Annotated in this window: 25 protein-coding genes, 1 tRNA gene and 1 pseudogene; 8 read left to right on the forward strand and 19 right to left on the reverse strand. The window is 43.0% G+C overall.

What is annotated here, in order from left to right; genetic code table 11:
* Window positions 1-16 precede the first annotated feature (16 nt).
* From BG260_RS02365 to BG260_RS02375, 3 genes are read right to left on the reverse strand one after another with little or no spacing between them, the layout of a single operon-like run.
* Entirely contained in the window at window positions 17-1,153 is a 1,137-nt protein-coding gene (locus BG260_RS02365; RefSeq protein WP_069130334.1) for a cystathionine gamma-synthase, read from the reverse strand.
* Window positions 1,154-1,156: 3 nt separating this feature from the next.
* The gene (locus BG260_RS02370) at window positions 1,157-2,356 is read right to left on the reverse strand and encodes a tetratricopeptide repeat protein (RefSeq protein WP_087148672.1); all 1,200 of its coding nucleotides are present in this window, start codon (window positions 2,354-2,356) and stop codon (window positions 1,157-1,159) included.
* 24 nt (window positions 2,357-2,380) lie between these two features.
* Window positions 2,381-3,694 (reverse strand): tetratricopeptide repeat protein, encoded by a 1,314-nt coding sequence (locus BG260_RS02375; RefSeq protein WP_083750054.1) that lies wholly within the window; start codon window positions 3,692-3,694, stop codon window positions 2,381-2,383.
* 169 nt (window positions 3,695-3,863) lie between these two features.
* Here BG260_RS02375 and BG260_RS02380 point away from each other — a divergent pair, with 169 nt between their 5' ends.
* Window positions 3,864-4,244 carry a RidA family protein gene (locus BG260_RS02380; RefSeq protein WP_069130337.1) on the forward strand — a complete coding sequence of 127 codons (381 nt, stop codon included), beginning with the start codon at window positions 3,864-3,866 and terminating at the stop codon, window positions 4,242-4,244.
* On the opposite strand, the gene BG260_RS02385 is transcribed toward BG260_RS02380, so the two are convergent.
* From BG260_RS02385 to rplU, 4 genes and pseudogenes are all read right to left on the reverse strand, one after another.
* Complete coding sequence (locus tag BG260_RS02385; protein WP_069130338.1) at window positions 4,241-6,118, reverse strand: M23 family metallopeptidase; 1,878 nt, start codon at window positions 6,116-6,118, stop codon at window positions 4,241-4,243. The two genes, BG260_RS02380 and BG260_RS02385, sit on opposite strands and share 4 nt — an antisense overlap.
* Window positions 6,108-6,761, reverse strand: coding sequence for a fumarylacetoacetate hydrolase family protein (locus BG260_RS02390; protein WP_069130339.1), 654 nt, complete (start codon window positions 6,759-6,761; stop codon window positions 6,108-6,110). The genes BG260_RS02385 and BG260_RS02390 overlap by 11 nt, the downstream gene beginning before the upstream one ends.
* 106 nt (window positions 6,762-6,867) lie before the next feature.
* Entirely contained in the window at window positions 6,868-7,122 is a 255-nt protein-coding gene (gene rpmA / locus BG260_RS02395; RefSeq protein ID WP_069130340.1) for a 50S ribosomal protein L27, read from the reverse strand.
* A gap of 28 nt (window positions 7,123-7,150) precedes the next feature.
* A pseudogene (rplU, locus tag BG260_RS02400) lies at window positions 7,151-7,453 on the reverse strand (50S ribosomal protein L21); the annotation flags it as partial.
* A 258-nt stretch (window positions 7,454-7,711) separates the two neighbouring features.
* Between rplU and BG260_RS14120 the strand changes: the two are divergent.
* Window positions 7,712-7,888, forward strand: a complete 177-nt coding sequence (locus BG260_RS14120; RefSeq protein WP_176719413.1) for a hypothetical protein — start codon at window positions 7,712-7,714, stop codon at window positions 7,886-7,888.
* Between the two features lie 29 nt (window positions 7,889-7,917).
* Here the strand turns inward: BG260_RS14120 and BG260_RS02405 are convergent, their stop codons facing one another.
* Window positions 7,918-8,556: a LexA family protein gene (locus BG260_RS02405; RefSeq protein WP_069130342.1), complete on the reverse strand. Its 639-nt coding sequence runs from the start codon at window positions 8,554-8,556 to the stop codon at window positions 7,918-7,920.
* Window positions 8,557-8,627: 71 nt separating this feature from the next.
* Between BG260_RS02405 and BG260_RS14250 the strand changes: the two genes are divergently transcribed.
* Window positions 8,628-10,574 carry a peptidylprolyl isomerase gene (locus BG260_RS14250; protein WP_218089711.1) on the forward strand — a complete coding sequence of 649 codons (1,947 nt, stop codon included), beginning with the start codon at window positions 8,628-8,630 and terminating at the stop codon, window positions 10,572-10,574.
* Window positions 10,575-10,610: 36 nt separating this feature from the next.
* Window positions 10,611-10,967 (forward strand): hypothetical protein, encoded by a 357-nt coding sequence (locus BG260_RS02415; protein ID WP_069130343.1) that lies wholly within the window; start codon window positions 10,611-10,613, stop codon window positions 10,965-10,967.
* A gap of 3 nt (window positions 10,968-10,970) precedes the next feature.
* On the opposite strand, the gene pcaF is transcribed toward BG260_RS02415, so the two are convergent.
* The 5 genes from pcaF to BG260_RS02440 form a co-directional block, all read right to left on the reverse strand.
* The gene (gene pcaF / locus BG260_RS02420) at window positions 10,971-12,185 is read right to left on the reverse strand and encodes a 3-oxoadipyl-CoA thiolase (protein ID WP_069130344.1); all 1,215 of its coding nucleotides are present in this window, start codon (window positions 12,183-12,185) and stop codon (window positions 10,971-10,973) included.
* A 222-nt stretch (window positions 12,186-12,407) separates the two neighbouring features.
* Window positions 12,408-13,823 carry an OstA-like protein gene (locus BG260_RS02425; RefSeq protein ID WP_083750055.1) on the reverse strand — a complete coding sequence of 472 codons (1,416 nt, stop codon included), beginning with the start codon at window positions 13,821-13,823 and terminating at the stop codon, window positions 12,408-12,410.
* Window positions 13,823-14,386 carry an LPS export ABC transporter periplasmic protein LptC gene (gene lptC / locus BG260_RS02430; protein WP_069130345.1) on the reverse strand — a complete coding sequence of 188 codons (564 nt, stop codon included), beginning with the start codon at window positions 14,384-14,386 and terminating at the stop codon, window positions 13,823-13,825. Before lptC ends, BG260_RS02425 begins: the two co-directional genes overlap by 1 nt.
* Window positions 14,387-14,475: 89 nt before the next feature.
* A complete protein-coding gene (gene upp / locus BG260_RS02435) occupies window positions 14,476-15,102 on the reverse strand; it encodes a uracil phosphoribosyltransferase (RefSeq protein ID WP_087148675.1) in 627 nt (208 codons plus the stop codon).
* 13 nt (window positions 15,103-15,115) lie between these two features.
* Window positions 15,116-16,765: an alanine/glycine:cation symporter family protein gene (locus tag BG260_RS02440; protein ID WP_069130347.1), complete on the reverse strand. Its 1,650-nt coding sequence runs from the start codon at window positions 16,763-16,765 to the stop codon at window positions 15,116-15,118.
* 186 nt (window positions 16,766-16,951) lie between these two features.
* On the opposite strand from BG260_RS02440, the gene BG260_RS02445 reads away from it, so the two are divergent.
* Both BG260_RS02445 and BG260_RS02450 read left to right on the forward strand, forming a co-directional pair.
* On the forward strand, window positions 16,952-17,236 hold the full coding sequence (locus tag BG260_RS02445; RefSeq protein ID WP_069130348.1) for an HU family DNA-binding protein: 285 nt from the start codon (window positions 16,952-16,954) through the stop codon (window positions 17,234-17,236).
* A gap of 192 nt (window positions 17,237-17,428) precedes the next feature.
* The gene (locus BG260_RS02450) at window positions 17,429-19,273 is read left to right on the forward strand and encodes a glycoside hydrolase family 31 protein (protein ID WP_069130349.1); all 1,845 of its coding nucleotides are present in this window, start codon (window positions 17,429-17,431) and stop codon (window positions 19,271-19,273) included.
* Here the strand turns inward: BG260_RS02450 and BG260_RS02455 are convergent.
* Window positions 19,270-19,470 (reverse strand): hypothetical protein, encoded by a 201-nt coding sequence (locus tag BG260_RS02455; protein ID WP_069130350.1) that lies wholly within the window; start codon window positions 19,468-19,470, stop codon window positions 19,270-19,272. The genes BG260_RS02450 and BG260_RS02455 overlap by 4 nt on opposite strands.
* Window positions 19,471-19,662: 192 nt before the next feature.
* Window positions 19,663-20,730 (reverse strand): rod shape-determining protein, encoded by a 1,068-nt coding sequence (locus BG260_RS02460; protein ID WP_069130351.1) that lies wholly within the window; start codon window positions 20,728-20,730, stop codon window positions 19,663-19,665.
* Between the two features lie 259 nt (window positions 20,731-20,989).
* On the opposite strand from BG260_RS02460, the gene BG260_RS02465 reads away from it, so the two are divergent.
* Window positions 20,990-21,077: transfer RNA gene (locus BG260_RS02465), tRNA-Leu, on the forward strand.
* Window positions 21,078-21,402: 325 nt separating this feature from the next.
* Window positions 21,403-22,530, forward strand: a complete 1,128-nt coding sequence (locus BG260_RS02470; RefSeq protein WP_069130352.1) for a tyrosine-type recombinase/integrase — start codon at window positions 21,403-21,405, stop codon at window positions 22,528-22,530.
* 31 nt (window positions 22,531-22,561) lie between these two features.
* On the opposite strand, the gene BG260_RS02475 is transcribed toward BG260_RS02470, so the two are convergent.
* From BG260_RS02475 to BG260_RS14260, 4 genes are all read right to left on the reverse strand, one after another.
* Window positions 22,562-23,092 (reverse strand): DUF6036 family nucleotidyltransferase, encoded by a 531-nt coding sequence (locus BG260_RS02475; protein ID WP_069130353.1) that lies wholly within the window; start codon window positions 23,090-23,092, stop codon window positions 22,562-22,564.
* A complete protein-coding gene (locus tag BG260_RS02480; protein WP_069130354.1) occupies window positions 23,089-24,063 on the reverse strand; it encodes a helix-turn-helix domain-containing protein in 975 nt (324 codons plus the stop codon). Before BG260_RS02480 ends, BG260_RS02475 begins: the two co-directional genes overlap by 4 nt.
* 169 nt (window positions 24,064-24,232) lie before the next feature.
* A complete protein-coding gene (locus tag BG260_RS14255) occupies window positions 24,233-24,385 on the reverse strand; it encodes a hypothetical protein (RefSeq protein WP_218089712.1) in 153 nt (50 codons plus the stop codon).
* 24 nt (window positions 24,386-24,409) lie between these two features.
* Complete coding sequence (locus BG260_RS14260; protein ID WP_218089713.1) at window positions 24,410-24,556, reverse strand: hypothetical protein; 147 nt, start codon at window positions 24,554-24,556, stop codon at window positions 24,410-24,412.
* Between the last annotated feature and the right edge of the window lie 22 nt (window positions 24,557-24,578).

Raw genomic sequence — 24,578 nt, forward strand, 5'->3', positions numbered from 1 at the left:
TATGGTAGTTTTTTTATTAAAAAGCTTGATGTAAGTCGTTGATCAGATCTTCAACATCTTCAATACCAACGGAAAGCCTGATGAGTGAATCTTTAAGGCCGGCCTTCAGTCTTACTTCCCTTGGAATAGATCCGTGTGTCATTGAAGCAGGATGGCTGATAAGAGATTCCACTCCTCCCAGGCTTTCTGCTAAAGTAAAAATAGAGGTTTTACTCATAAACTGTGAGGCTTTTTCGATAGAGTCGTCTTTCAGGCTAAAGGAGACCATCGCCCCAAAATCATCCATCTGTTTTGCGGCAATTTTGTGCTGTGGATGAGATTCCAATCCGGGATAGAATACTTCACCGACAGCTGAATGATTATTCAGGTAGTCGGCAATTTTCCTGGCATTTTCTACCGACCGTTGTACACGAACGTGAAGGGTTTTAATACCTCTCAAAATCAAATAGCAATCCATCGGGCCCGGAACGGCGCCAGAGGTTTTAATTTGAAATCTGAGCTTTTCCATAAACTCTTTGTTTGAAGTAGCAACAGCTCCGCCAATAGCATCGGAGTGTCCCCCCAGATATTTGGTGGTGGAATGCATGACAGCATCAGCCCCGAGAGAGAGCGGGCGCTGGAGATAAGGCGAAGCAAAGGTGTTATCTACTACTGTTAAAATATCTTTGCCATCACACAGGTCAACAACAGCTTCAATATCAATAATCCGTAGCAGCGGATTTGTGGGAGTTTCCATCCATACCAGTTTGGTGTTTTCCTGAATGGCATTCTCTATCTCATTCAAGTCTGTCATATCCACAAACGAAAACTCAATCCCGTACGGTTCAAATACTGTAGTAAATAGTCGGTAAGTTCCACCATAGAGGTCATTCGTTGAAATGACATGATCGCCGGGTTTCAGGGTTTTCATAACCGCATCAATTGCGGCAACACCACTTGCAAAACAAGCACATTCATCCGCGCCTTCCAGTCCGGCGATTAATTTCTCAAGAGAGGTTCTTGTCGGATTCCCCACCCGGGCATAATCATAGCCCTGATGGTCATTCGGGGCTTTTTGAGCATAAGTTGATGTTTGAAAAATCGGAGGCATGACCGCTCCTGTAGTCTCCTCCGGCTTTTGTCCGGCATGAATCGCTTTTGTATTAAATTTCATCTCTTACAGGTTATATGATCTTTTCAGTGATTCCGCTTCTTCATTCATATCCAGCTCCAGATAGATATTGTGAAGATTTCGAATATAATTAATGTTATCGGGATTGTTTTCAGAAAGACGTTCCCACAGTTCCAGAGATCGTTCCAGAAGTTCTGAGCGCTTTTGTATCACAGACTCCAATTCTGTTTTCTGTGATAGTTCGGCAAGGAGAAGTGCACTGTTCTTTAAATATGCAGCTTTTCGGTAAGCGTGTTCATCAGAGAGTGGAACGGTTTCATCAATTTCGTTATAAAGGCTGTCTATTTCAGTAAGCTGTGTAAGCATCGGGTCAACATCAGATTGAACGATGTCATCATTTCTGTTGATCAGTGCATTGATATCACGGCGAAATGTAAAGTAGAGCTCACTTGCCAGCGACTCCTTATACTCAATTCTTCCGGGATATTTTTCTATGAGTTCGTTAAGGATTATAGTAGCAGATTCATGGTCGCCATTTAACATGTAGGCATTTGCGAGGCCGTGCTTGATTTGAGGTCTGTCAGGATACTCTGAACTCAGATTTTCGTATCGGTTTATCGCCGTTTCAATATTTCCCGATTCCAGATAGAGATAAGCCAGTTTTTCGCGGATATCCGGCTGATCGTCTCCATGGACAGCAAGGGCATCGTTCAACGCTTGAATTGCCTGCTCGTAACTGCCGGAACGGTAGTGGGTATTTGCCAGAAGGCTATAAGTAACCAGACTGTCTGGGTTTACGGTGATTGCATTTGATAAGTGGGCAACAATTTTTTGATTCAGTTCGCGGTCGGCCCCGTTATTCTCTTGTTGAAGCAGGCGTACACCTTCGCCTTGTTCAAGTGACCAACTGCTGCGAATAATTTCATCCAACCGTTTGATGCCGGATTGTGAAGAAATTCCATTGTCGGCAATATCACGAATATTGCGATAGTAGATTTCTCGCTGTGATGGTGGGTCCGTTTTTTGAGCAATTTCAGACAGCAAGTCAGCTTTTTTAATCAATAAGTCACTGTTATTAGGTGACCTTTGAAGTTGCTCATCAATGGTATTCAACCGATCAAGAAGTTGTTCAACACTCTGTTGCGGGCTATTTGTAGATGCCTGTTCAGTTGTTGTGCAGGAGTAAGCAAAAAAAATCCCGAAGGTGAGTAAAATACTCACCATTCGGGTTTTAAAATTTATCATAGAGTTAATTTCGAGTAGTTGGAATTACATTCCGGCTTTTTCCATTGCTTCTTCGGCTTTCTCTTCCATGCCAAGAATGGTATAAACCTGGAAAAGTGACTGCCAGTTTTCTGGATTTTCCGGATTCAGTTCGGCAGCTCTTTCGTAATAAACGAGTGACTGCTCCAGATCTTGCCGGGCCATGTCATCAAACATTTGAGACTCCTCGTTGTCGTCAGTGTTATTTCTACGCTCAAAATAACTGGCCGCTCTGTTTTGGTAGATAATTCCTAAAATAAAGTTTGCTGATTCATCATCAGGTTCGAGCTCAACAACTTTTTCCATCTCACGGATAGCAATCTGAACCATCTCATCAGAATCTTGTTGTTTTCTTTCAATCAGGCTTTCAAGCTCTTCAATTCGATCTTCAATACGCTGAAGTTCACTACCTGATGCATTTCGTGCTTCCTGTCGTAAATCAAACATTTCGTCGTAGTGACTGCTCACTTCATCGTTCAGTTCATTTACGAGCTGATAGATCTGAGTACCAAGTACTCTTCTGTATTGTGGGTTTTCGGGATCATCTGCAATTAACCCTTCCACAAGTTCAATAGCTTGGTCTCTGTCGCCGGATTGTAGATATGCATCAGCAAGTAGCTGAATGAAGATCGATTCGTCAGGATAAACTGAACGTGCTTCTTCGGCGTACCGAATGGCTTTAGCGTAGTCCTCATTTACAAGAAGAATTCCAACCATGTACTCATAATCGTCTGCTTCCGGGGTTCCCAGCAATTCCATCGCTTTTTCGTAGCTCGATACTGCGTTCTCCATATCCTGCTCATTAAAATAAGCTGAAGACATCACCTGGTAGGTGAGGGCACTGTCTGGCTGGATGGTTGCTGCATTCTCAAAGTGCGCAATTGCGGTGTAGTTAGGATCCGGTGTGGCAGCATTTAAACTGTCATCATTCAGGATATTTACACCTGCGTTAAATTCATCAGCCCAGAAAGAAGTCACTGTATCTTCCAATTCCTGGTATTCATCCGGCTGCTCTTCGAGAGAACTCATAATCTCTTTTGCTCTATCGTAGGATACCCGTGCACGCTCGTAGTACTCTTTACGGTCTCTTGGGTCTTCAAGTGTTTCGGCTTGGGCACTCAGAACATAGCCTTTGTAGTAGTGAGCGATATAGTTGTTGTCATCTTCAGCAATTGCTGAGTCAACAATTTGCAGTGCTTCATCGAAATTACCTGTCAGGAGCTGGACTTGAACGTCGTTAACCAATGGATCTGTGGTTTCACAGCCCCACATGAACCCTGCGAGTAGAAAGATGAGTAGTAGTGGTTTCAGAATTTTCATGTGTTTTATTCTATCTGTTGTTAATTATATTCGTAGAAGTGAAAGTAAACATATATAGCGCTTTCCGCAATAATTGGACGGAGTGATAATTAATTTCCGTCAGTTCAGTGAAGTTACCATATATTAGTACAATGCTTATTTAACCGATAATGTTTCAAAATAAATAAAAATGAATCATAAAACTGTTTCTACAAACAAAGCACCCAAAGCGTTAGGTCCTTATACACAGGCAACCGTTCATAACGGAGTTGTCTACTGTTCCGGACAAATTGCACTCGACCCAATAACGAATGAAGTTGTTCAAGGAGGAGTGAAAGAACAAACCCATCAGGTATTGAAAAATCTTTCTGAAGTTTTGAAAGAGGCCGGTTCCGGATTGGATAAAGTGCTAAAATGCACAATTTTTCTGGATGACATGCGAGAGTACCCCAATGTAAATGAAGTATATGGAACCTACTTTTCCGATAACCTGCCGGCACGTGAAGCTGTTGCGGTGGAAGCTCTTCCTAAATATGTGAAGGTTGAAATAAGTTGTATCGCCTATATTTAATTGTAGGGTACAGTAACCTCACCGGCTCTCCGATTGCCAACTCCGTCAAAAACTTCGTATGCAACGGTGTTGGCAGGGAGCGGTAGAAATCTCGGGTGGTAAAAGATTAAAAAGTTCTTTTCAGGGTCGTACTCTACAATTCCTTTTTCGCCGTTTACGGTAATTTTAGATTTTCGGAAGTCAATTCCACTATCTTCATCTTTAACAGGAATTCGAACAATATGCATACCACCAAGGTTTTGGGTTATTGCCGGTCTGCCTACCCAGGGAGCAATAGAATCTTCTTTTAGCCTCAGGTTAGTAATTTCATTCAGAGAAGCCCGTACCATTCCATTCGAAATATCTGCTCTGATGAATCGCTCTCTGTTTCTATAGGGATCAACAGAATAGAGCCCCAAAGTCTCTTTATGCCGAAAGTTTTCCGGAAGAATGTAATTGAAGCGGGCAGACCGATTGATCGGCAGCTTAACAGGTGAAAATTCAATGTCAATCTGATTTGATGTTTGTTGCACATTCATTCTGACTGTCAAAGAGTCGTACAGTGCTTCACTTGGAAATTGAATCCACAGTTTTTGATCTGCTGTATGGAGCAGATCCACTTCTCCCGGTATCAGTTGTTTTTCGGAGGAGGTATGGGTTGTATAGAGAAACTGTTTTTCGCGAAAAATAGAAGTCGAAATATCAGGACCGGCAGAAGCTATTAAAGATTCCTCCGCCACAATTTGTGATGATACCCAATTATGTGGCTCAAAATTTAAATCCTGACTGGGTAGCGGATAGGTTGCCACGTATTGGATATCGCCACCGTCATCTGAGTTTTCAATATTCAGAGTGAGTGATGCAACGGATTGGTTTCCGTAAATATCCTCTGCAACTATTTGAATTGTGTATTCTCCCTGTTTCCAATGAATGACACCTTCATTCTTCAGGCTTTGATAAATTGGGAGCCGATTTCCTGAAACCCGAAACAGTCTTTGAAATCCCTGGCGAGTTCTGGCTAAAATGGGATAGGAGCGATCCAGAAACATGTCATTCGAATGATAGAATGAAAACTGATCCTTAACAGAATGGAAGAGAGTATCTCCATCCTGAACCATCATTAATGAGTGGACGGCATAGGAGTTAGGTGCCCGGTTCGCCTTGTCGTGAACATTAACGGATAATCCTACGGGGCCGTTTACAGTGATTTTTCCAAAATCATAGTGTCCGTTAGAGCCACGTGCGGGGAAAATTTCATATCCTGTAAATGAGTAGTTCTGCTCACTCAAAAATTCAATGCCGAGCTGTGTGAATACGGGCGGTAATGAATCGTCTACATCATCTGCAAGGTTTGAAAGCAGAGGGTTGATTGGGTTGAAATTGGAATCCCTGATTTCAAAATGGAGATGCGGAGGGCCGACACCTGTTGAGCCGGTATATCCGATTACATCTCCTTGTTGAAATACAAATCGATCATCATTTGGAAAGTGATCGAGCTCAAACCGATAGTCCTGTAATCGAATTGAGTCGGCATAGGCTTGCAAATCGGTTTCAAATCGGTTCAGGTGGGCATATACTGTGTAGGTGTCGTCGTCATGTCTCAAATAAATGACGTTTCCATAACCGTGTGGCCCGATTCCAATCCTGTGAACAGTGCCGTTTCTGGATGCGTACACTTTATAGCCTTCCTGCCCCCAGGTCCGAATGTCAATTCCGGAGTGGAGATGTGCGGAACGGGTCTCACCAAAAGTGGAGGAGAGGTATTTGGTGGCATCAGTTGGCCAAAGATATTCTGTTGAGTCATTTAAGAATTCAATGCTATCCTGTCCATACACAAGAGAACTCGGGAGTAAAAAAATGACCGATAAAGGGATAATGAAGAATCTATGAAACATGGACTTGTAGTGATGAGAGTCCTTCACCCAACGAGGCTTTAATGAGATCACCTTTCTCAACTTTTGAAACACCTTCGGGTGTACCTGTATAGATCATATCGCCCGGAGTAAGTGTGAAATGTTGAGATAAGTAAGAGATTAATCTGACAACGGGGAAGAGCATGTCAGAAGTATTTCCAGTCTGGCGAACTTCTCCGTTAACGGATACAGTAATATTGAGGTCAGTAAGATCAATCCCAGGGTGATATTCTATTAAATTTCCAAGAGGAGCAAAAGTGTTAAGGCCTTTAGCGAGTGTCCAGGGCAGACCTTTCAATTTTGCCTGAGACTGGATATCTCGTGCGGTCATATCCAATCCTACACCAACAGCTTTTATGGATTCAAGTGCTTCCTGTTCAGAAATATTCTTTACGGTTTTTCCAATTAAGATCACCATTTCAACTTCATGGTGTACATTTTTTGATGAGTTGGGAATTTTAATTGAGTCGCCGTTAAATATCAGACTGCTGCGCGGTTTTAAAAAAACAACCGGTTCCGACGGAACTTCATTTTTTAACTCTTTGGCATGCTTGGCATAATTTCGGCCTATGCAATATATCGAACCAAACTGGAGCTCAGGGAAGTCGGGAATATGATGAGTCATGGCACATGAATTGGGATGATCTACCGGAAGAAGTTCTCTTTAAAATAAAAAAAGCTCCGACAAAATTATCGGAGCTTTAAAATTCTTTCAGTAAGAAGATGAAAATTTATACCTGCTCAACAGATACATATTTTCTTCCATTGCCTCTGCGCCTGAACGTTACTTTTCCGTCAGACAGTGCGAATAGAGTGTCATCACCGCCGCGGCCTACATTCTCACCGGGGTGGAATTTTGTTCCGCGCTGGCGTACAATAATATTACCGGCTTTAACTACTTCGCCGCCGTACTTTTTAACACCCAGTCGTTTCGATTCTGAATCTCGTCCGTTTCTTGTGGAGCCTTGACCTTTCTTATGTGCCATTGGTATACCTCGTCGTCGTTAATTACGAAATTTTGTCAATTTTAATTTGGGTAATTGGCTGTCGGTGTCCGTTTTTTACCCGATATCCTTTACGTCGTTTCTTTTTGAAGACAATGACTTTATCACTCTTCAGATGCTCAACAATAGATGCTTCAACTTTTGCACCGTCAACGGTTGGCTGGCCAATTTTTACTTTTCCTTTCTCATCTTTAACTAAAAGTACATTTTCAAATGTTACTTTACCTTCAGCTTCAGGCAGCCTGTTGACAAACAGTGTTTGGTCTTCAGAAACTTTGTATTGATGCCCGCCGATTTTTACGATAGCGTACATAGGATTAAATAATTTCTTTGATTGCAATTCAATAATTTGGATAGAAACCAAAGATAATGCTTTTTCATTAAATCTGAAAACCTTTAAAGAATGTTTTTTAGCTTACTGATGTTTGTGTTTGCAAGTATTGATTGGGTGATTCAATGAGGAAATAAAGATTGCCGGATGAATTCTGGAGGAAGTTTATTTTCGCTAAAATCAGTTTTTCTAAATTGCAGAGTTGCTGTATTTTACACTCAAAAATAATTACACACAGTTATGAAACAACTACCCGACCTTCACAAGCAAGCGTTTAAGTACAAAAATAAGAAACGTCTACAACGCGATGGTGGTCGTGCATGGATTAAAGACTCCCAGCTTTTTGAATCACGAAAAGGAGCTAACGGCCATCTGGAGACCGTAAAAGATGAGGGTACCCGGAAGCAGTCTCAGTAATCTGTTACTCTCAATAGCTGATTGCTGTATCAGAACGCTTTGTGAATGCCGTTTCGATTCACGTGGCCTATATATTTGCCAATCACTCTGACCTCTTCAAACACATCCGGTTCAACGTGAATGGTATCGTACTCCTCGTTGGCCGGTTCGAGCCGTAATCCATTCTGATCATAAAAAATTCGTTTCAGGCTCGTTTCGCCATCGTATAAAATCGCCCCGATATCCCCATCTTTAACATCGCTGTCCATCAGAAGTACAAAATCTCCATCAAAAATACCTGCATCTTTCATACTCATGCCAGATACCCGAAGAGCAAACATTTGGTCAAGATTTGGAAATAGAGTTTCCAGTGTAATTTTTCCAAGATCGGCCTCAACGGCTTCCTGAAGATACCCGGCGGCAATGACTCCTCGAACTTCGATTCCCTCTTTTTGTATACCGAGTATATCTTCGTGATCGGGATGGATATCGTACTCATCATCCTCACCTTTAATCAGATAACCTTTTTTTAGCAGGGCCTGAATATTTTGGGTTACACTGTTTGGAGATTTATAGTTAAACTCATCGGAGATTTCCCGATAGGTTGGCCATACATCGTGATCGTTTTTGTATTCTACGATGTAATCGAGAAATTCTTTCTGTTTACGAGTCAATTGAGCTTTATCCATAACCAAATTTATTTACTGTAAGATATATGTGCAAGAAAAGAACTTCTGATTCAAAATTCAATCTTATTTGTTTGAAATACCGTACTATTTTTTCACTTTTTCTTGGAGTGCTTTTTTTAAGCAGTTGCTCAGGTGATCCGGATTACCTCCAGCGGTATGAGGTAGTTATAACTGATTATCCGGACTTGCTTCAACATGTTTCAGATCGAAATTTCAGCGGTATTATGGAATTTGTTGATCATGAGGAGCCGCAAGTGTCCAGTTTGGCCTGGAGAGCATTGGCAAAAACGGACCTTGATGACAGTGAATTAAAACTTCTTTTTGATAGGGTAATTCGATCGGATCAAAAAGGCGGATGGTTTGCACTCAGTTTTCATGACTTAAATGATGACCACCTGGCTCAGGTCCGAGAAGCGTTTCAAACAGGAGAGATTCAATCTGAAGAAGTCTGCGAAGTGTTTTTTCGACTGGGAAATCGGGCGGATGCCGAATTCCTTATGAACTCTGATCATGCGTTAGAGTCAATTCATTGTGCAAAAGCTGTGGGAGGTATTCTTGCAAGGGAGGAAATGCCCCAAAGTTTTAGCATGGATCTGATACGATCGGCGCTGGATCATAATAGTTCTATAATTCGAAGAAATTTACTGTATGGATATTATCGCGCCGCACTGAACAGGCCTGAAGTGCCATCGAACTCTACCGCTGAATTGATGAACAAGTGGGTTGAATTTGGAGTGGGGCAGGATGAATTTGTGGATATGACGATGGTAAGAATATTTGGAAATGAAGGGCTGCATGTTGTGATGGATTCGCTTTCAGATCAAGAACTGAATTCCATGACCGGACTTTCCGTAGATCTTTCCATTGCAGTAGGAGAGAGGGTTCCTCGCAGTGATGATGTTGAACCGATCTTTAGACTTCTTGATCACAAGAACAACCATGTTGTTGTTCAAACCCTCGCGTCACTGGCGCAATTTGACAGGCTTACACCTCAATTTCTGGAACAGATCGAAAAAGAGGTGACTCAAACCACAAGGGATGCAGAGATCTTTGTCACTTCATTAAATCTATTTTTAAGAAACGGATATCGGGTCTCGCCCCATAGAGTCAGGTTAGATCATTTTGCGCAAAACAACCCATATTTGACAGATCGATTTCTTGTTGTTTACAGTGCACTGGATAGTGATCAAGAGTATTATGAGCGGTTGGCTTCACTTATTCAAAAGGGTGGGATAGAAGCACTTCATGCGGGACGAATGCTGACCACATTTCTGCAGCGGCCCGGCATGATGAATCGTTATAGAGAAGAAGTAGATGAACTTCTTGCTTTGGTTTTAAGCGAATCAAACAGGTCTGCCCTGGATGGATTGACACAGATATTTCTGGATGAAGAACTATTTGAAGATCATGTATTTACCCACCTTCAGGATGCATATAATAGCTATGTGGAGACAGGGAGTACAGAGCAAGCTCAGATAGTCGGAACGGTCTTGGAAGAGCGATTCCCGGACCGTTTTGTACCAGCCGATATTGAATTTGATGAACCATTCAGGCTGCCGGATACAAATCGCTTATACGAAATGGGAACGCGTCCATTCTGGGAGCTTAAAACAGAAAAAGGGACACTTGTTGTACGCCTGAATCCTATCGAAGCTCCATTTACAGTTTCCTCCATCGATAGTCTTACACGATCAGGCGCTTATGATGGAGTTGTATTCCACAGGGTAGTCAGGAATTTTGTAGCACAAGGCGGGGATTTTGATCGAAGGGACGGTTTCGGTGGACCTGATTATCGAATCCCTACCGAGCCATCATATGAGACTTTTGAACGTGGAATGGCAGGAATTGCCAGTTCCGGTACGGATACGGAAGGAAGTCAGTTTTTCTTTATGCATCGCTGGGCACCACACCTTGACGGACATTACACCAATTTTGGCCAGATCACCAGGGGACTGGATGTTCTGGATAAGCTGCAGGTTGGCGATAAAATAATCGAAGCGAGAATATATCCGGAATAATTTCATGGCCGTATCCCACAAATTTAATGGATAGAAATGGAAATAAATCCATCAAGTAACTATTGGATATCTAAGGTTCATACCTGGCTGGATTATGAACTGTCCGGCTCATCACTCTTTCTATTGAGCTATATATACCCTTTAGCCTTTTTGTTGGCAGCCGGTGCGGCACTACTGTTTGTGCCGCTGTTGCTCAAAATGCTGATTGAGGAGCGAAGAATTGGCTGGCTCATTTCATTTCTGATTTTTGTAATCGGGCCACCCATATTTGCCGTATTCTATTTCGAAAACCCAACCGTTGACGGTGTGGGTAAGTTTGTAATGATCGGCAGTTTCTATTTTTACTGCGCAATTTTAAGGCTGGTGATCCCCGGCTGGTACAGAGATGAATAACAATCAGGCACGTTCCAGAATTACCGCGTATCCCTGCCCCACTCCAATACACATGGTTACCAGCGCGTACTGTTTATTCTGTTTTTGTAGTTCGATAGCAGCAGTTTGCAAGATTCTGGCACCGCTCATTCCCAATGGATGCCCTAAAGCAATAGCGCCGCCATTTGGGTTGATTCTGGGATCATCGTCGTCAAGTCCCATTTTTCGAGTACAAGCCAATGATTGCGCTGCAAAGGCTTCATTCAGCTCAATGATATCCATATCATCGTAAGTCAATCCCGCTTTTTTGAGAGCGATCTCTGATGCATAAACCGGTCCGATCCCCATAATTCTCGGTTCCACTCCGGCAACTCCGGATGAGACAATTCGCGCCATGGGTTTCAATCCGTGCTCTTTCAATCCTTGACCCGAGGCGATCAGCATGGCGGCCGCGCCATCATTTAGCCCGGAGGAGTTACCCGCAGTTACGCTGCCGTCTTTCTTGAAAGCCGGACGCAGTTTAGCTAAAACTTCCGGTGTGGTTGACGGGCGTATAAATTCATCTTCTTCAAACAGCAGAGGATCTTGCTTCCTCCGGGGTATTTCTACCGGCACTATCTCTTCGGCCAAACGTCCGGATTCTCTCGCTTTGGCAGCTTTTTGTTGAGACCAGGCCGCAAATTGATCCTGATCTTCCCGGGAGATTTGGTACTTCTCAACAAGATTTTCCGCTGTATTTCCCATCCCATCGGTTCCGTACAGTTCGTCCAGTTTTGGATTGATGAATCTCCAGCCAAAACTGGAATCGTGCATCTCAGAATCGTTTCCAAACGGTTTGGTTGATTTTGAAATTACCCAGGGTCCGCGAGTCATGTGCTCCACGCCGCCGGTGATAAACAGATCCCCGTCACCGGCTTTGATGGCTCGGTTGGCATGGATGGCTGCCGACATACTGGAAGCACAGAGCCTGTTCACCGTTTCACCGGGAACCGTAAATGGAAGTCCCGCCAATAGAAGAGCCATTCGAGCAACATTTCGGTTGTCTTCCCCGGCCTGATTAGCACATCCCATAATCATATCGTTAACTGCTGCGGGATTCAGCTCTGAATTCCTTTTCATCAAAGATTTGATCACATGTGCGGCTAAATCGTCGGTTCGAACAGGTGAGAGGCTTCCACGAAAATTTCCGATGGGTGTTCGAACGGCATCAACAATAAAAGCTTCTTTTTGGTCAGACATGAGACTAGCGATATGAGAATTGAGAGGTTTCTAAATTTAAGTTGTAAGAATGAATATGTAGATGTGTCTAATGAAAAATAGAGTTTAATATAAAACATAGGAGATCAAGATGAACTGTTTCAAATGCGTGATGAAAATCAGAAAATGATTTATACTCTTCAAAAAAACTTATCAAATGAGTGACAAATAAAAGAGGTGAGAGTCAATAATACTTCTCAAATTTCAATTCTGAATGTTTTCCAAATATCGCACATATCTCGGCGGCAACTCAAAGGGCCGCTCTTCGGGGATTGCCGGGAGGCGCGGATTCTGAATCACGGGTTTTTGTGGCTTCTGTTCCGGATTCCAGGAGAAGTTGTCCAGGCGGCGGTTTACAATTTGAGGGGATTCAGGCAGATAGGAACCGTCAATATTTCGCTCTGCTTTAAACAGATCGAACTCACCATCTACAAAGAACATGGTGGACGAACCTGCCGCTATCATTTCAAGTAAACCATCGGGCTGATCCTCTTCATCACGCTGGTGAAAAATAATTTCACTTTCATTAAAAACAACAATTCGTTCAACGGCTCCATCAGCGAAGTATGCGTGCAGAGTATCGCCGGCCATTTGATGAAGGCGTCCGGTTATCGTATCCTCCTGAACTGCGATTGGCCTGGGATAGGATGAGAGAAATCGGATATCATCATTTTCGAGGTAAGCCTCAATGACCGGCCCGGTTAACTGCATATTTTTTTGCCAGAGTTTTGGATTGGATCGCAGCTCAAACTTCTCTTCATGATCTCTGTAGAGAGCAGTATCGGCAATGGCAGTAAATTTTGTAGACCAGATTCTTACATTCTCAAATGCATCCATCGTGGATGTTGTATCGGTCTCAACCAGTTCTATTGTTTTTGCCAGAAGGTGCGTGGTATCGGATTCATTCTCGTTGAGCTCCATCAGCCAGGCATCATCACCTGTGAGCAGGCGATAACCGGTAGAATCCGCATAGAGATAATTACCGGAAAAAGTGACCTGATCTTCATAATCATCAGCGTAAACACGTCCAAAAAGTTCATAAAGGTCGATTTGACGGTTCATGAATAGAGAATCGGCTTCAAGATATTGTGTGCTGTCGGCCAGTTGAACGTTTCCTCTGAATGCGGCACTGTCTATATCCTGATAATATAGGCCGGATTCTGCAAGGAGTGTACCCCGCTCATCCTCAAACCGGACAGGATCACTGAAAATGATAAGATCCAGAGCCAGTGCTGCATCCATGGCATCACTGAAAACTGTGTTCGACTCGGACTGAACAATAACCCTTCCGCGAAGCTCACTATAATCTGTCTGTGTATTGTAGTAAAGAGTATCAGCCCAGATCATTTCTGATTCGGTTTCAATCTGAATATTGAAGGCATGAAACAGGTTTTCTTCTGTAAACTGATAGACACTGTCGGCATCCAGCATCATTCGATCAGTCGAAATTTTCACGTTACCTAACAACTTTTGTACCTGCTGTCCATTGATGACAGAACCCTCACCCCGATCAGCGTCCAGGATATTTACCCGGGTTTGTGAGAGTACAGCAGTGGGGATCATAAAGAGAATGACAAGTAAAATAGATGCTGTTTTGCTATGCATGATCGGGAGTCTCATCAGTCAATAATACGCCTTCCTCGAGGCTCTTCAATCACATACTCAGATAGATCCGTTAATCCATCAAATCCTCTGCCGGAAATGCTGTCGGATGGGGTGATAATGGTGACAAAACGGGGGGATGTTATCCGGTCTGTTTTTTGCGACCATACCAGATAGTCGGAGTAGAGTTCTCTGTCTGTATTTGTTAATACCCGGACCGAATCATACAGCTCAAACTCACTTTGCTGTTCCAGATAAATTGCGCGTCGGCTCCATGCTTCAGTCTCTACAGCTCCGGTCGTATCGAAAAGTTGAACATAAACCGGTCCGTCGATGTGTGTTTCTGCCCGCTCTTTGGATTGATAGCTGATTGCATAATTCCCCTCGATATAGATTCTGGCTCTTTCCTGCTGCATGAGAGTCATTCGAACATCCCAGCTTTCTGTAGTTGTGATCAGTGAATCATTCAGGGTAGACTGAACCTGTTCACTGTCGTAGTCAGACAGATTGCTGCAGGCTCCGGACAGGAGGAGTGAAAGTAGCAACAATGGCGGAATGATCTGTAACGGATGTTTAATCATAAATAATCGCTTGGAATCAGGCGGATCGATACAGTATTATTCGACTTTGTCTGATGATATCCGGTTTTAAAAAGATCAGACGTAGCCGGCTAAGTTGTGCCGAAAAATCTGTCGCCCGCATCTCCGAGTCCCGGAACGATAAAAGCCTGCTCGTTCAGTTTCTCGTCCACTGCAGCAGTGATGATCTGAACATCAGGGTACTTTTTCAAAATTCGTTCCAATCCTTCAGGTGCAGATATCAACGAGATAAACCGAATATTGTTGGCTCCCTGTTTTTTCAAAAATCCGATGGCATCGTCAGCACTGCCGCCTGTAGCCAGCATCGGATCTACGACAAGAGTTAAGCCGTTATCGAGACCTTCCGGAAGATTTGAGTAGTAATCTACCGGATTGTGCGTCTCTTCGTCTCTATACATACCCAGGTGGCCAACTTTGGCATCGGGTATAAAATTGATAATTGCATCTACCAGGCTGAGTCCTGCACGAAGAATGGGGACAACAATAATTTCCGTGTCAATTTCACAGCCATCGGTTGCGGTGATTGGAGTGTTGATTGTGGTGGTTCGCAGCGGGAGATCCTTCAGCGAGAAATAAGCCAGGATTGTGGCGATACGTCCCAGGGCAGCTCGGAACTCGTCAGTACCTGTGGTTTTATTCCGCAATATGGAGAGATCGCGGGCCACCACTGGGTGATCGATTACCGTTATTTTATCCAGAATCTCCTGACGTTTACTCATCGTCCTCACTTTCTTCCATACGCTTGAAGTACTCTTTGGATGTCGCATAGACAACACCGGAAAGGGCAAACAGCGCAATCAGGTTAGGGAATGTCATCAATCCAAGTGCGATATCTCCGATTGCCCAGATTGTACCCAATGCTGTAATGGCTCCAATAAAGTGGAGAAGAATATAAACTCCTTTGTAGTAGATGATCGATTTGTCTCCGATTAGGTACTGAATGGAGCGGTCACCATAGTAACTCCAGGCTATAGAAGTAGAGATAGCAAAAAGGAGAACACAGATGGTTACCAGGTATTTTCCGCCGGGGAATAGCGGAGCGAGCCCAATTTCAAACGCCTGTGAGGTGAGTGTTGCACCATTGTAAATCGCATTTCCATAAACGGTTCCGGTGCTTTCGCCCGTGTCTGACCGGAAAGCAGTGTTGGTGCTCATGTCAATGGTACCGGTGAAAAATTCGGTTTGAGCCGGATTCACATAGAGCGTGTCGATGGAAAAGTTATTGCGAAGGAGTGTACCATTTGAAACAATACCTTCATTCACTTCAAGAATATATGGACTATCAGTCACTTCAGTAACCTCATAACCCATGTCGGGAGAGTTGAGGTTTACATCTGTTGGATGCTTTGTATCCCAAACTCCGGTTGAAATAATCACGAGTCCGGTCATGGTACATACCAGAATTGTATCGATAAAGGGCTCAAGCAGAGCTACAGCACCTTCACGAACGGGCTCTTCAGTTTTCGCAGCACCGTGTGCAATTGGGGCTGAACCCTGACCCGCTTCGTTCGAAAAGAGTCCGCGCTTTACACCCCAGACCATTGTGGTGATGAACATCCCGGAACCGACACCGAATGCTCCGGCAACAGGATCAAAAGCATAGGTGAAAATTGTAACAAAAGAGGGGATCACCTGATCGTAATTCATCAGAAGGATTACAAGAGCACCCAAAACATAGAGAATTGCCATCAATGGAGTGAGGCGGGCAGTTACATAACCAATACGCTTAATTCCGCCGATAATTACAAATCCAACAAGGGATGCGGTGATCAGGCCTGTGACATAAGTTGGTACCGTAAAAAAGAATGAATTTTCCATCACATCGGCTACGGTATTTGCCTGAATCGCGTTCCCGGTAAAGAAGGAACAAATAACCGCAAGTGCAGAGAATGCTACGGCAAGCCACTTCCAGTTTGGCCCCAAACCGCGCTCAATGTAGTACATCGGTCCACCGGAAACGGAACCGTCTGCATTTTTAATTCGATATTTAATAGCCAGTAAACATTCTGAATATTTTATGGCCATTCCAAAGAAAGCAGTTACCCACATCCAGAAGAGGGCACCGGGTCCGCCATAATGAATTGCGATCGCTACACCGGCAATATTACCGATACCAACCGTAGCAGACAAAGCTGTTGAAAGTGCCTGGAAATGGTTGACATCCCCTGTATCGTCAGGGTTGTCGTAATGTCCCATTACTACCTTTACACCATGACCAAATTTGCGAAGCTGGATAAAGCCCATTCGCAATGTGATGAAGATACCAAAACCCAGTAGTGCAACTACCATCAATGGCAGCATTTCCGGGGTATTCCAAACAAGATTGTTTACAAAATCAACTACTCTGTCAAGCGTTTCCATTCTATTTTTTTAGATTCCGATTAATTCAAGACCGAATGTATAAAAGATTTATCTTAAATTTTGTGAAAATTAGCGATCAAATGAACGATAGCTTCCCAAAATCACTTTCAAAACTAAAGAGTTAAAAAATACTCTCTAAATAAGATTCGTATTTAATCAAAAAAATTGACGTAAATCCCAAAAATTATGACGAAAGCAGATATTGTTGATGTAATTTCATCATCGACGGGAATTACCAAAGTTGAAACTGAAGCCGTAGTAAACGGATTTATAGATACGGTGATCGATGCCATGAAGCGTGGCGAGCACATCGAACTCCGTGGCTTTGGAAGCTTTAAGGTTGTAAAACGAGCACAGCGAGTGGCAAGAAACCCCAAAACAAACGAAGAAGTAATTGTACCGGAACAACATGTGCCAGTTCTTAAAATTTCCAAGGATTTTAAAGAACAAGTAAACGAAGCCCACAACTAAGATTACATTAGCCGAGAGTGCTTCAGCACATAAATTATCCGGACGGAGTGCTTTTCGGCATCCCTTCCCAATATAACCCTGTCTGCGTACCATAATAGTTCCGGTGATTTAGGCAGCGTATATATTTAGTTTACAATTTGAATGTCAATTCACGATTTTCTGACTCGATTAACGAGATCACACAATCAGGATATGTCTTCAACAAAAGTGAATTGGGTTCTGTTTATCATCGTTTTCCTGCTGGCCGGCTGCAATCGCCCGCCGGCTGCAGATGTTTATGAAGCGAACGGTATTGTTTCAATCAACGCTTTCTCCCAAAATCCCGGGGAATTTTGGAGTTCCGATTCTACGATTGTTGCATCTTCCATTGTATCTGATTCTCTCAGTGAGATCAGAGCCGGTGAAGTAATCTATCCGTTTTATATCCAAAATCGTGGAAGTTATGTGCTTTGGCTGTTGGGCGGTTCAAAAAATGATGGGGAGAATCTACTTCAGATACGTTTTTTGAAAGAATCTAATGAAACACTATCAGTACACCGGGTGGAACTGGCTTCAGGTAATATTCCGGGATGGGTAAACCTTGATCAGATTACCGAAGAGCCGATTGTACTGCATGCTGAAGAGAAAGGATTTTATAAACTCCAGCTGGAGTCTGGCGGAACCGGCGGGCTGATCATAAGTAAGATACATCTTTCAAAAGACGGCAGTGTAATTCCCACAGGTGCCGGTTACCCCGAAACCACCGATTGGCGTATGGAGCCGGAAATTGAAAAAAGACTTCTGCAGGCCAGAATTCCGCCATCGTGGGTTTTTGGTGTAATCTCAAATCAAAGTGGGGCCGCATCGGACGCACGATTATTTGATGACTATTACAGCGGCGAAAATCCGGATCATCGGGATACCACCTCCGGTACTATTTTAGCACAAGATTTGGATCGAAAGGATTTCAGGTTTTATACGGATTACACATCCTTTAAAAACTCAATGTCTGAAACGTCAAATTCCAGATTTTTTGCTTTCTATCCGGTTAATAATCTTCTCGACTCTAACCATAAAATCTTTCCACTGCCCTGGTACAGACCGGCAGAAAGTGCCGGATTTGATGCACTCAGACAAACGGTTCACCTGCTTTCAAATCCCGACCGGGTTACTTACGAAAGTCCATGGCTTCACATTCTACCACACTGGTATGATCCGCATCATCAAATTGATTATGACATTTCCGAGGAGTTGATGATTCGAACGATGCAGCTGGCCACATTTCAGAATGTGATGTTTACTCCATTTCAATCGAGAGATCAGGCGGTAGGGCATCGGCACTATTACCGTCAACTGATCGATTTCAGGCGCCGGCTTTTTCCCTATATCTACAGCTATGCCAACAGAGCCCGAACAATTGGCACCAAGCTCTTAACGGGAGACCGAAATCATCCGGATCAGTTTCTGTTTGGGGATTATTTATTAGTGGCGCCGGTTATTGAGGAAGGAGCAGAGAAACGTGAACTCTATCTGCCTGAGGGGAGCTGGTATGAATATGAAACAGATCAGCGACTAGAGGGAGAACAACAGATCGAAGTTGATGTTTCACTCCACTCCATTCCATTATTTGTGAAAGCCGGTGCTATCATCCCAAAGAGACCGGACGGTAGTTTACCGATTACAACAAACGATAATCATCAACTTTTACTCGAAGTTTACGGAGGCAACTCCGGGACGTTCCGTCTGTATGAAGATGATGGCGAGACTTTGGGATATCTGTCCGGAGAATTTTCAACTATCGCCTATCGCTATTTTGAAGGAGATGGATACTCAACCTTTAATATTGGTGCTCAGGTCAATAACTTCCCTAACAGACGGCAGAAGACAGAATACCAAATGTATTTCAAGTTTGTAGATGAACCTCGCCAGATAACTGCAAATGGTGATATTCTGCAGCGGGGAGAGGAGGGATGGTCCTACAATCCTGATCGACAAACTCTGAAATTGAATTGGGTTCAAACCGACAGTGAGCGGACACAATTTCGGATAGATTTCTAAATTTTGCCCCGATGATTTTTTGCCAATGACCTGACATTAAGTGCAGTTTCAAGCTGATTCATTAAATCCGGGTTATTGATCAGGATCTCCCAAAGTTCTTCAATTTCGAATTGGGAAAGGTTTCCGGAAATGTAGGTTTCAATTTTTTTGTAAACCTCAATTTCCTTCTGTTTTGTTTGATGAATTTTATTTTTCAAAACCTAAAAGCTTTATTGGTTCGGGTATCTATTTTGATTTTTCACTCTTGTTGATCTTAGATCAAATCAAATAAATGTAAGAATCGAACATAAGGCACTTAAAAACGGGACTCCTTACAGCAAATATTTGTAAAAATAGAAATTAGACAGAACTCTCTACGTGATTACACGAACCCGAGTATGTGTAAAAGCTTAATACATCACATTCGTGTAGTCGTCATAATTTTCTAAAATAATTCCGGTTCCGCGCACTACGGTTGTCAGCGGATCTTCCGTAATGTGAACGGGCAGTTCGATGGCTTCCGAGATCATTTTATCCAGATCTTTTAGAAGGGCCCCGCCCCCGGTAAGCATAATTCCCCGGTCAAGGATATCGGCTGCAAGTTCAGGAGGAGTATTTTCAAGGGATTTTGTGATCGCGTCGAGGCACGTATTAACAGACTCATGAATGGCTTCACGAACATCTTCTGATGTAACAGTTAGATTTTTTGGTACTCCGCTTACAAGGTTACGCCCCTTTGTGGTCATTTCAAGTTCCTGCTCACCGGGAATAGCGGAACCAATTTTATGCTTTATTTTTTCGGCTGTTCGTTCGCCGATCAACAAATTATGTTTTCTGCGGATGAAATTGACAATCTCCTCATTCATTCTTTCACCTCCAATACGAACGGACTGCGCATGAACAATTCCTGAAAGTGAAATAATTGCAATTTCAGTCGTTCCGCCGCCAATGTCTACGACCATATTACCTACCGGTTCATTGACGTTCAGATCCATACCTACAGCTGCAGCTACGGTCTCTTCGATCAGGAATACCTCTTTGGCTCCGGCATTCTCGGCACTGTCTCGCACGGCCATTCGTTCAACTGCGGTAATTCCATTGGGAACAGTTACCAACATGGTTTTAACAGGTGAAAACCAACGTTTCTGCATCACTTTCTGAATCATTGCTTTCATCATTTTCTCAGCGAGATTGAAATCAGCAATAACGCCACCTTTCAGCGGACGCACGGTTCGGATCTGTTTATGTGTTTTTTCATGCATTTGCTGAGCTTGGTGTCCAACGGCAATGATTTTATCGGAGGGGTCGAGTGCTACAATGGAGGGTTCGTTTAGCACTACGCCTTTCTCCTTCATGTAGATAAGCGTGTTGGCAGTCCCCAGATCAATTGCCAGATCAGAGTTTAAAGAACCAAAAAAGCCGCGTTTAGATTTTGAGCGTTTTCCGTCAGATTTCCGGGCAGTCATACTGTCGTTCATGATGTTTAAGGCCTGTATATTTCAGAAAAGAGCAGAAACAGTAGATAACCGGTTGATAGCTGATTCTGCCGGGCAGAAATATTTGTAATGAATTTGTACTGAAATGTTCCTGAAAAAAGGAGAGTAAATTGGAAGTTTTTGATGAAAGAGGTGGGTATAGAGAAAAAGCAAAAGATATCAGGAAAAAATGTTGTTCAAGTGGATGGGTTTCCCTTATATTTGGAATCTGTTTTAACGAGCAGAAGTGCCAATTAGGCAAGCCTCGGTGGCGGAATTGGTAGACGCGTTGGACTTAAAATCCAATTGACATTACAATGTCAGTGCCGGTTCGAGCCCGGCCCGAGGTACTTAGAACGAGCCGTAAAGTGTAATAAAACAACGCTTTACGGCTTTTTTATTTTCCACTGTAAAACAATTGTGAAACAAATCCTCTCTTTTCTCCCCTCAAAACTTGTTTGCAGTCTGAGAGTGAATCAAGGACACTTGAATAAATCTTAAAACCAGCGTCAGCTCTTTAACACTTGTTCCGCATTTCTTATAGGTTAGTAAATCGTTAGTGAAACTCCCCGTTCGGAATAATTTTTTCAGTGATGGCTTAATTTCTTCTCCCTCTTTTCAATCCCTTCAAATATGAACTTTTCGCTCTTTCTTAAATTTCAAATAAAGTAACCAATGAACTATAAAATTTACCCCTATAAGCGAGGCAAGCTCTACCGGATCTTCGTGGTTTTCAAAGATGATGAAGGAAGAAAAAAAACCTTATCTACTGGAATTACCTACCCGCTGAGAACAACTCAAAAAAAGAGAGATCAGGCAATGAAGACTGCGGAGAAAGCCGGGTTCCTGAGAATCCTGGAATACAAGAAAATTCAGGAGGAAGAGAACAAAATTCCGGGGGATGACCTGCTATCGAAATACCTGAAGGAGAACTACAACCCACATATCCGCGCCAACTGTGCCCCCAAGACTGGGGTCAGTTACCGCAACGCCATGAAACACTTTATCCGTATTTGTGGAGACAAGGTGATGAAAAAATATTCCCGAAAGGATATTCAGGACTATAAGATCCACCGCTATGATGTGGATGGCATACAGAAGATTACCATTAACATTGAAATGCGGTCCATAAAGAGTGCTTTCTACTGGGCCTACAAAAACGAAATGATTGATCGAATGCCCTATAAGGGACAGGATTACCTGTTTGAAGCCAAAGCTAACAGGCGAGCATTTGAAGAGTTTGAAATTAAGAAGCTGTTCCGTGTGACCGAGGGAAAAATGATCGGGCTAATCGTTCGGCTTGCCTACTACACAGGAATGAGGATTGGTGAAATGTCCGATATTACCTGGAGAATGGTAAATCTGGAGGATAAATACATTCAGCTTTCGGCTGAAATTACCAAAGCCAACTGCTCGCGAGCCGTACCATTGAACGACAAAGCATTTAATGTTATTAAGATCTTCGAAAACCAGCTCAGAGCTAAACAACGCAAAAATCCGGAGTGGTATGAAGGCAAGGAGATCAGTGAGTGTTATGTCCTGCAAAAGCATCGTGGTTACGGCAAGTATGAAAGGCGGGGGATTCAAGACATGTTCCGCAAGTCGATGAACGAGGCCGAACTGCCCAAAGAGCTTAAGTTTCACTGCCTTCGTCACTCTTTTGCAACTCACGTTCTCCAAAAGGGAGCCGATATCTATGGTGTGAGCAAAATTATGGGTCACTCTACACCGGTTGTAACGGCTGAATTTTACGATCACAGCACGGCATTGAACTATCGGGGTGTGACCGACCTGCTGGGGTGAGTACAATTATAATATTGATAAAACCAACCACTTACAGGCTGGCTTCTATACGTTCCGCCCATCGTATAGCACGGTCTTTAATCTCTTTCTCTGCGTCTGTAACCTTTAATCTTTTCAAAAGGGTGTCAACGCCTATCATATCTTCGAGAATCAATCGCCTTACAAATTCAGTGTCTTTTTCACGAAAGGCTATCAGCTTACTCGCAGCCAAGTCGTGAGCTTCAATACAATAACCAATGTTATTTTCATTCATATAATCATGAACCTTGTTCGTTCTTTGCTCCCACCCTTCAGGAAGCTTAGCTGTTTCAATTGGAACCCCGTGAACATAAAAGCCATGAGTTTTGTGAAACTGAGAATTCTCACCTAACGCGCCATCAATCTTATCAACTGCTTCAGGCCTGTTTTTTGGCGCAACATCTACTTCAATCGATTTTCGTAATTCTGTATGAGGTTCCGGGTATTGCCCAAGAATTGCCTGCGAACCAAAAATTATCAATTCCTCATCTTCAGAAACCGTGCAGGCTGCTCGGATGGCATGTTCCAGCTGTTCTCTGTTCATGATTGCTTAAGCACCTCTTTTAAATGTTCAAACTTATTCTTTTCACTCTCCGTAAGTACTTGCCAAAACGGGAGTGATTGCCGTAAACGAATCGCTCTCTCAGAATCCGATTCCATAAACTTTTTCAATCTCTGATTAGAACTGTTTTCAAGAAGATTCTTCCATTCCAACAGTTCCAACTTCTCACCCGTAGAAGTTTTATCGATTTGCTTATCAAGCAAGGAGATGGTTCTTGGTATAATTTCCGGATTTGATTTGAGCAGTTCTGTCCAGATTTTTGATTCCACCATCGATCTTTCATCAAGATCTTTATGGCTTGTCACTGAAGTGGATTTATTGGTCTGAGGATTCAGATAATCTTTTGGATCGATCCCCCACAAATGAACCGTTCCTTCTTCAGTAAGATAGGGTTTTGTCTCCAAATCAGCGATGGTTACGCCTCTGATATCAATCGTTACATCAAATGTTGATTCTACTTTATACTGAATCAGCTTTTCTCTGAATTCACCGGTTAAAGAGTCAATTGTTTTCAGTTTCCCCAATAGTGCTATTTGAACAGGATCACCATACTCATCTTCACCGCGTGCAGCACTACCAAAGATCCAAGCTGATTCAGGTTGTCTCTCGAGATTACTCAGCCCTGAACGTAAAGTATCCACCAATTCTTTATAACGTTGGGTTTCCATGTTAAATAGACTTACTAACTCCCTGTAAAGCGGGTAATCTTCCCGCACAGTGACCAGTTGTTGTCTGCCGTACCCGGTATAGGTTACAACCCCGGTTTCCACCAGTCTTTTCGTGATGTCATAAACCCCTTGCCTGGACAGATCGGTTCGTTCCAGCAGTTCAGAGTGACTTAATGGGTGCTTTGATCTGATTAATACACGGAGTACAATCACATGCCCTTTCGAGCCAAGAATGGCTGTAAGTGGGTACCTTAATGCGCTAAGCTGATTTTCAGAGTTTTTCATGACTATTTACAGTTTAATCAATCTGTATAACAATATATCAATATAACTTGACAAATGTTAATTCAACTTGACTATTGTCAGTATTACTTGACAGCAGTCAAGTTCTCAACTGCAAAAAAGGGCAGATCTGCGTAAACCAGTATCTCTTTTCTTTTCTGATTTGATGCCATTACGTTTTATTCCCTCTTTTCGGGGCTCTCTTTTTCGAGGTCAATTCAGCATCCTGAATTTTTCTCCCAAGTTCATCATCTGAAGCCAGATCTAAGATATCCTTTTCCAGCCCCAGAGCGGTGAGAACCTGGAAGTAGTTTCCAATCGCCACACCAAGATCACCTTTTTCTATTCTTCAGAGAGTTGATGTACCAATATTTGCACGTTCAGAGACCTGTTCAGCACTCAATTTTCTTCGTAACCGTGCCAATTTGAACTGCTCACCGACTTGCAGGAGCATTCGTTCATTTTTGGGAAGTAATATGGATCGTTTTCTATTCATAACATTTCATATATGAAATAAA

It is taken from the genome of Rhodohalobacter halophilus (assembly GCF_001715195.1).
In the GTDB taxonomy this organism is placed as follows: Bacteria; Bacteroidota; Rhodothermia; order Balneolales; family Balneolaceae; genus Rhodohalobacter; species Rhodohalobacter halophilus.

Excerpts from the sequence above, each read along its gene's own strand:
- pcaF (WP_069130344.1), bottom strand. The coding sequence starts at position 12,185 with ATGTCTGACCAAAAAGAAGCTTTTATTGTTGATGCCGTTCGAACACCC.
- BG260_RS02365 (WP_069130334.1), bottom strand. The coding sequence starts at position 1,153 with ATGAAATTTAATACAAAAGCGATTCATGCCGGACAAAAGCCGGAGGAG.
- BG260_RS14260 (WP_218089713.1), bottom strand. The coding sequence starts at position 24,556 with ATGAATAGAAAACGATCCATATTACTTCCCAAAAATGAACGAATGCTC.
- BG260_RS02470 (WP_069130352.1), top strand. The coding sequence starts at position 21,403 with ATGAACTATAAAATTTACCCCTATAAGCGAGGCAAGCTCTACCGGATC.
- BG260_RS02380 (WP_069130337.1), top strand. The coding sequence starts at position 3,864 with ATGAATCATAAAACTGTTTCTACAAACAAAGCACCCAAAGCGTTAGGT.
- BG260_RS02460 (WP_069130351.1), bottom strand. The coding sequence starts at position 20,730 with ATGAACGACAGTATGACTGCCCGGAAATCTGACGGAAAACGCTCAAAA.
- BG260_RS02445 (WP_069130348.1), top strand. The coding sequence starts at position 16,952 with ATGACGAAAGCAGATATTGTTGATGTAATTTCATCATCGACGGGAATT.
- BG260_RS02450 (WP_069130349.1), top strand. The coding sequence starts at position 17,429 with ATGTCTTCAACAAAAGTGAATTGGGTTCTGTTTATCATCGTTTTCCTG.
- BG260_RS02390 (WP_069130339.1), bottom strand. The coding sequence starts at position 6,761 with ATGACTCATCATATTCCCGACTTCCCTGAGCTCCAGTTTGGTTCGATA.
- BG260_RS14120 (WP_176719413.1), top strand. The coding sequence starts at position 7,712 with ATGAAACAACTACCCGACCTTCACAAGCAAGCGTTTAAGTACAAAAAT.
- BG260_RS02425 (WP_083750055.1), bottom strand. The coding sequence starts at position 13,823 with ATGAGACTCCCGATCATGCATAGCAAAACAGCATCTATTTTACTTGTC.
- BG260_RS02405 (WP_069130342.1), bottom strand. The coding sequence starts at position 8,556 with ATGGATAAAGCTCAATTGACTCGTAAACAGAAAGAATTTCTCGATTAC.
- lptC (WP_069130345.1), bottom strand. The coding sequence starts at position 14,386 with ATGATTAAACATCCGTTACAGATCATTCCGCCATTGTTGCTACTTTCA.
- BG260_RS02480 (WP_069130354.1), bottom strand. The coding sequence starts at position 24,063 with ATGAAAAACTCTGAAAATCAGCTTAGCGCATTAAGGTACCCACTTACA.
- rpmA (WP_069130340.1), bottom strand. The coding sequence starts at position 7,122 with ATGGCACATAAGAAAGGTCAAGGCTCCACAAGAAACGGACGAGATTCA.
- BG260_RS02370 (WP_087148672.1), bottom strand. The coding sequence starts at position 2,356 with ATGATAAATTTTAAAACCCGAATGGTGAGTATTTTACTCACCTTCGGG.
- BG260_RS02475 (WP_069130353.1), bottom strand. The coding sequence starts at position 23,092 with ATGAACAGAGAACAGCTGGAACATGCCATCCGAGCAGCCTGCACGGTT.
- BG260_RS02375 (WP_083750054.1), bottom strand. The coding sequence starts at position 3,694 with ATGAAAATTCTGAAACCACTACTACTCATCTTTCTACTCGCAGGGTTC.
- BG260_RS02385 (WP_069130338.1), bottom strand. The coding sequence starts at position 6,118 with ATGTTTCATAGATTCTTCATTATCCCTTTATCGGTCATTTTTTTACTC.
- BG260_RS02440 (WP_069130347.1), bottom strand. The coding sequence starts at position 16,765 with ATGGAAACGCTTGACAGAGTAGTTGATTTTGTAAACAATCTTGTTTGG.
- BG260_RS02415 (WP_069130343.1), top strand. The coding sequence starts at position 10,611 with ATGGAAATAAATCCATCAAGTAACTATTGGATATCTAAGGTTCATACC.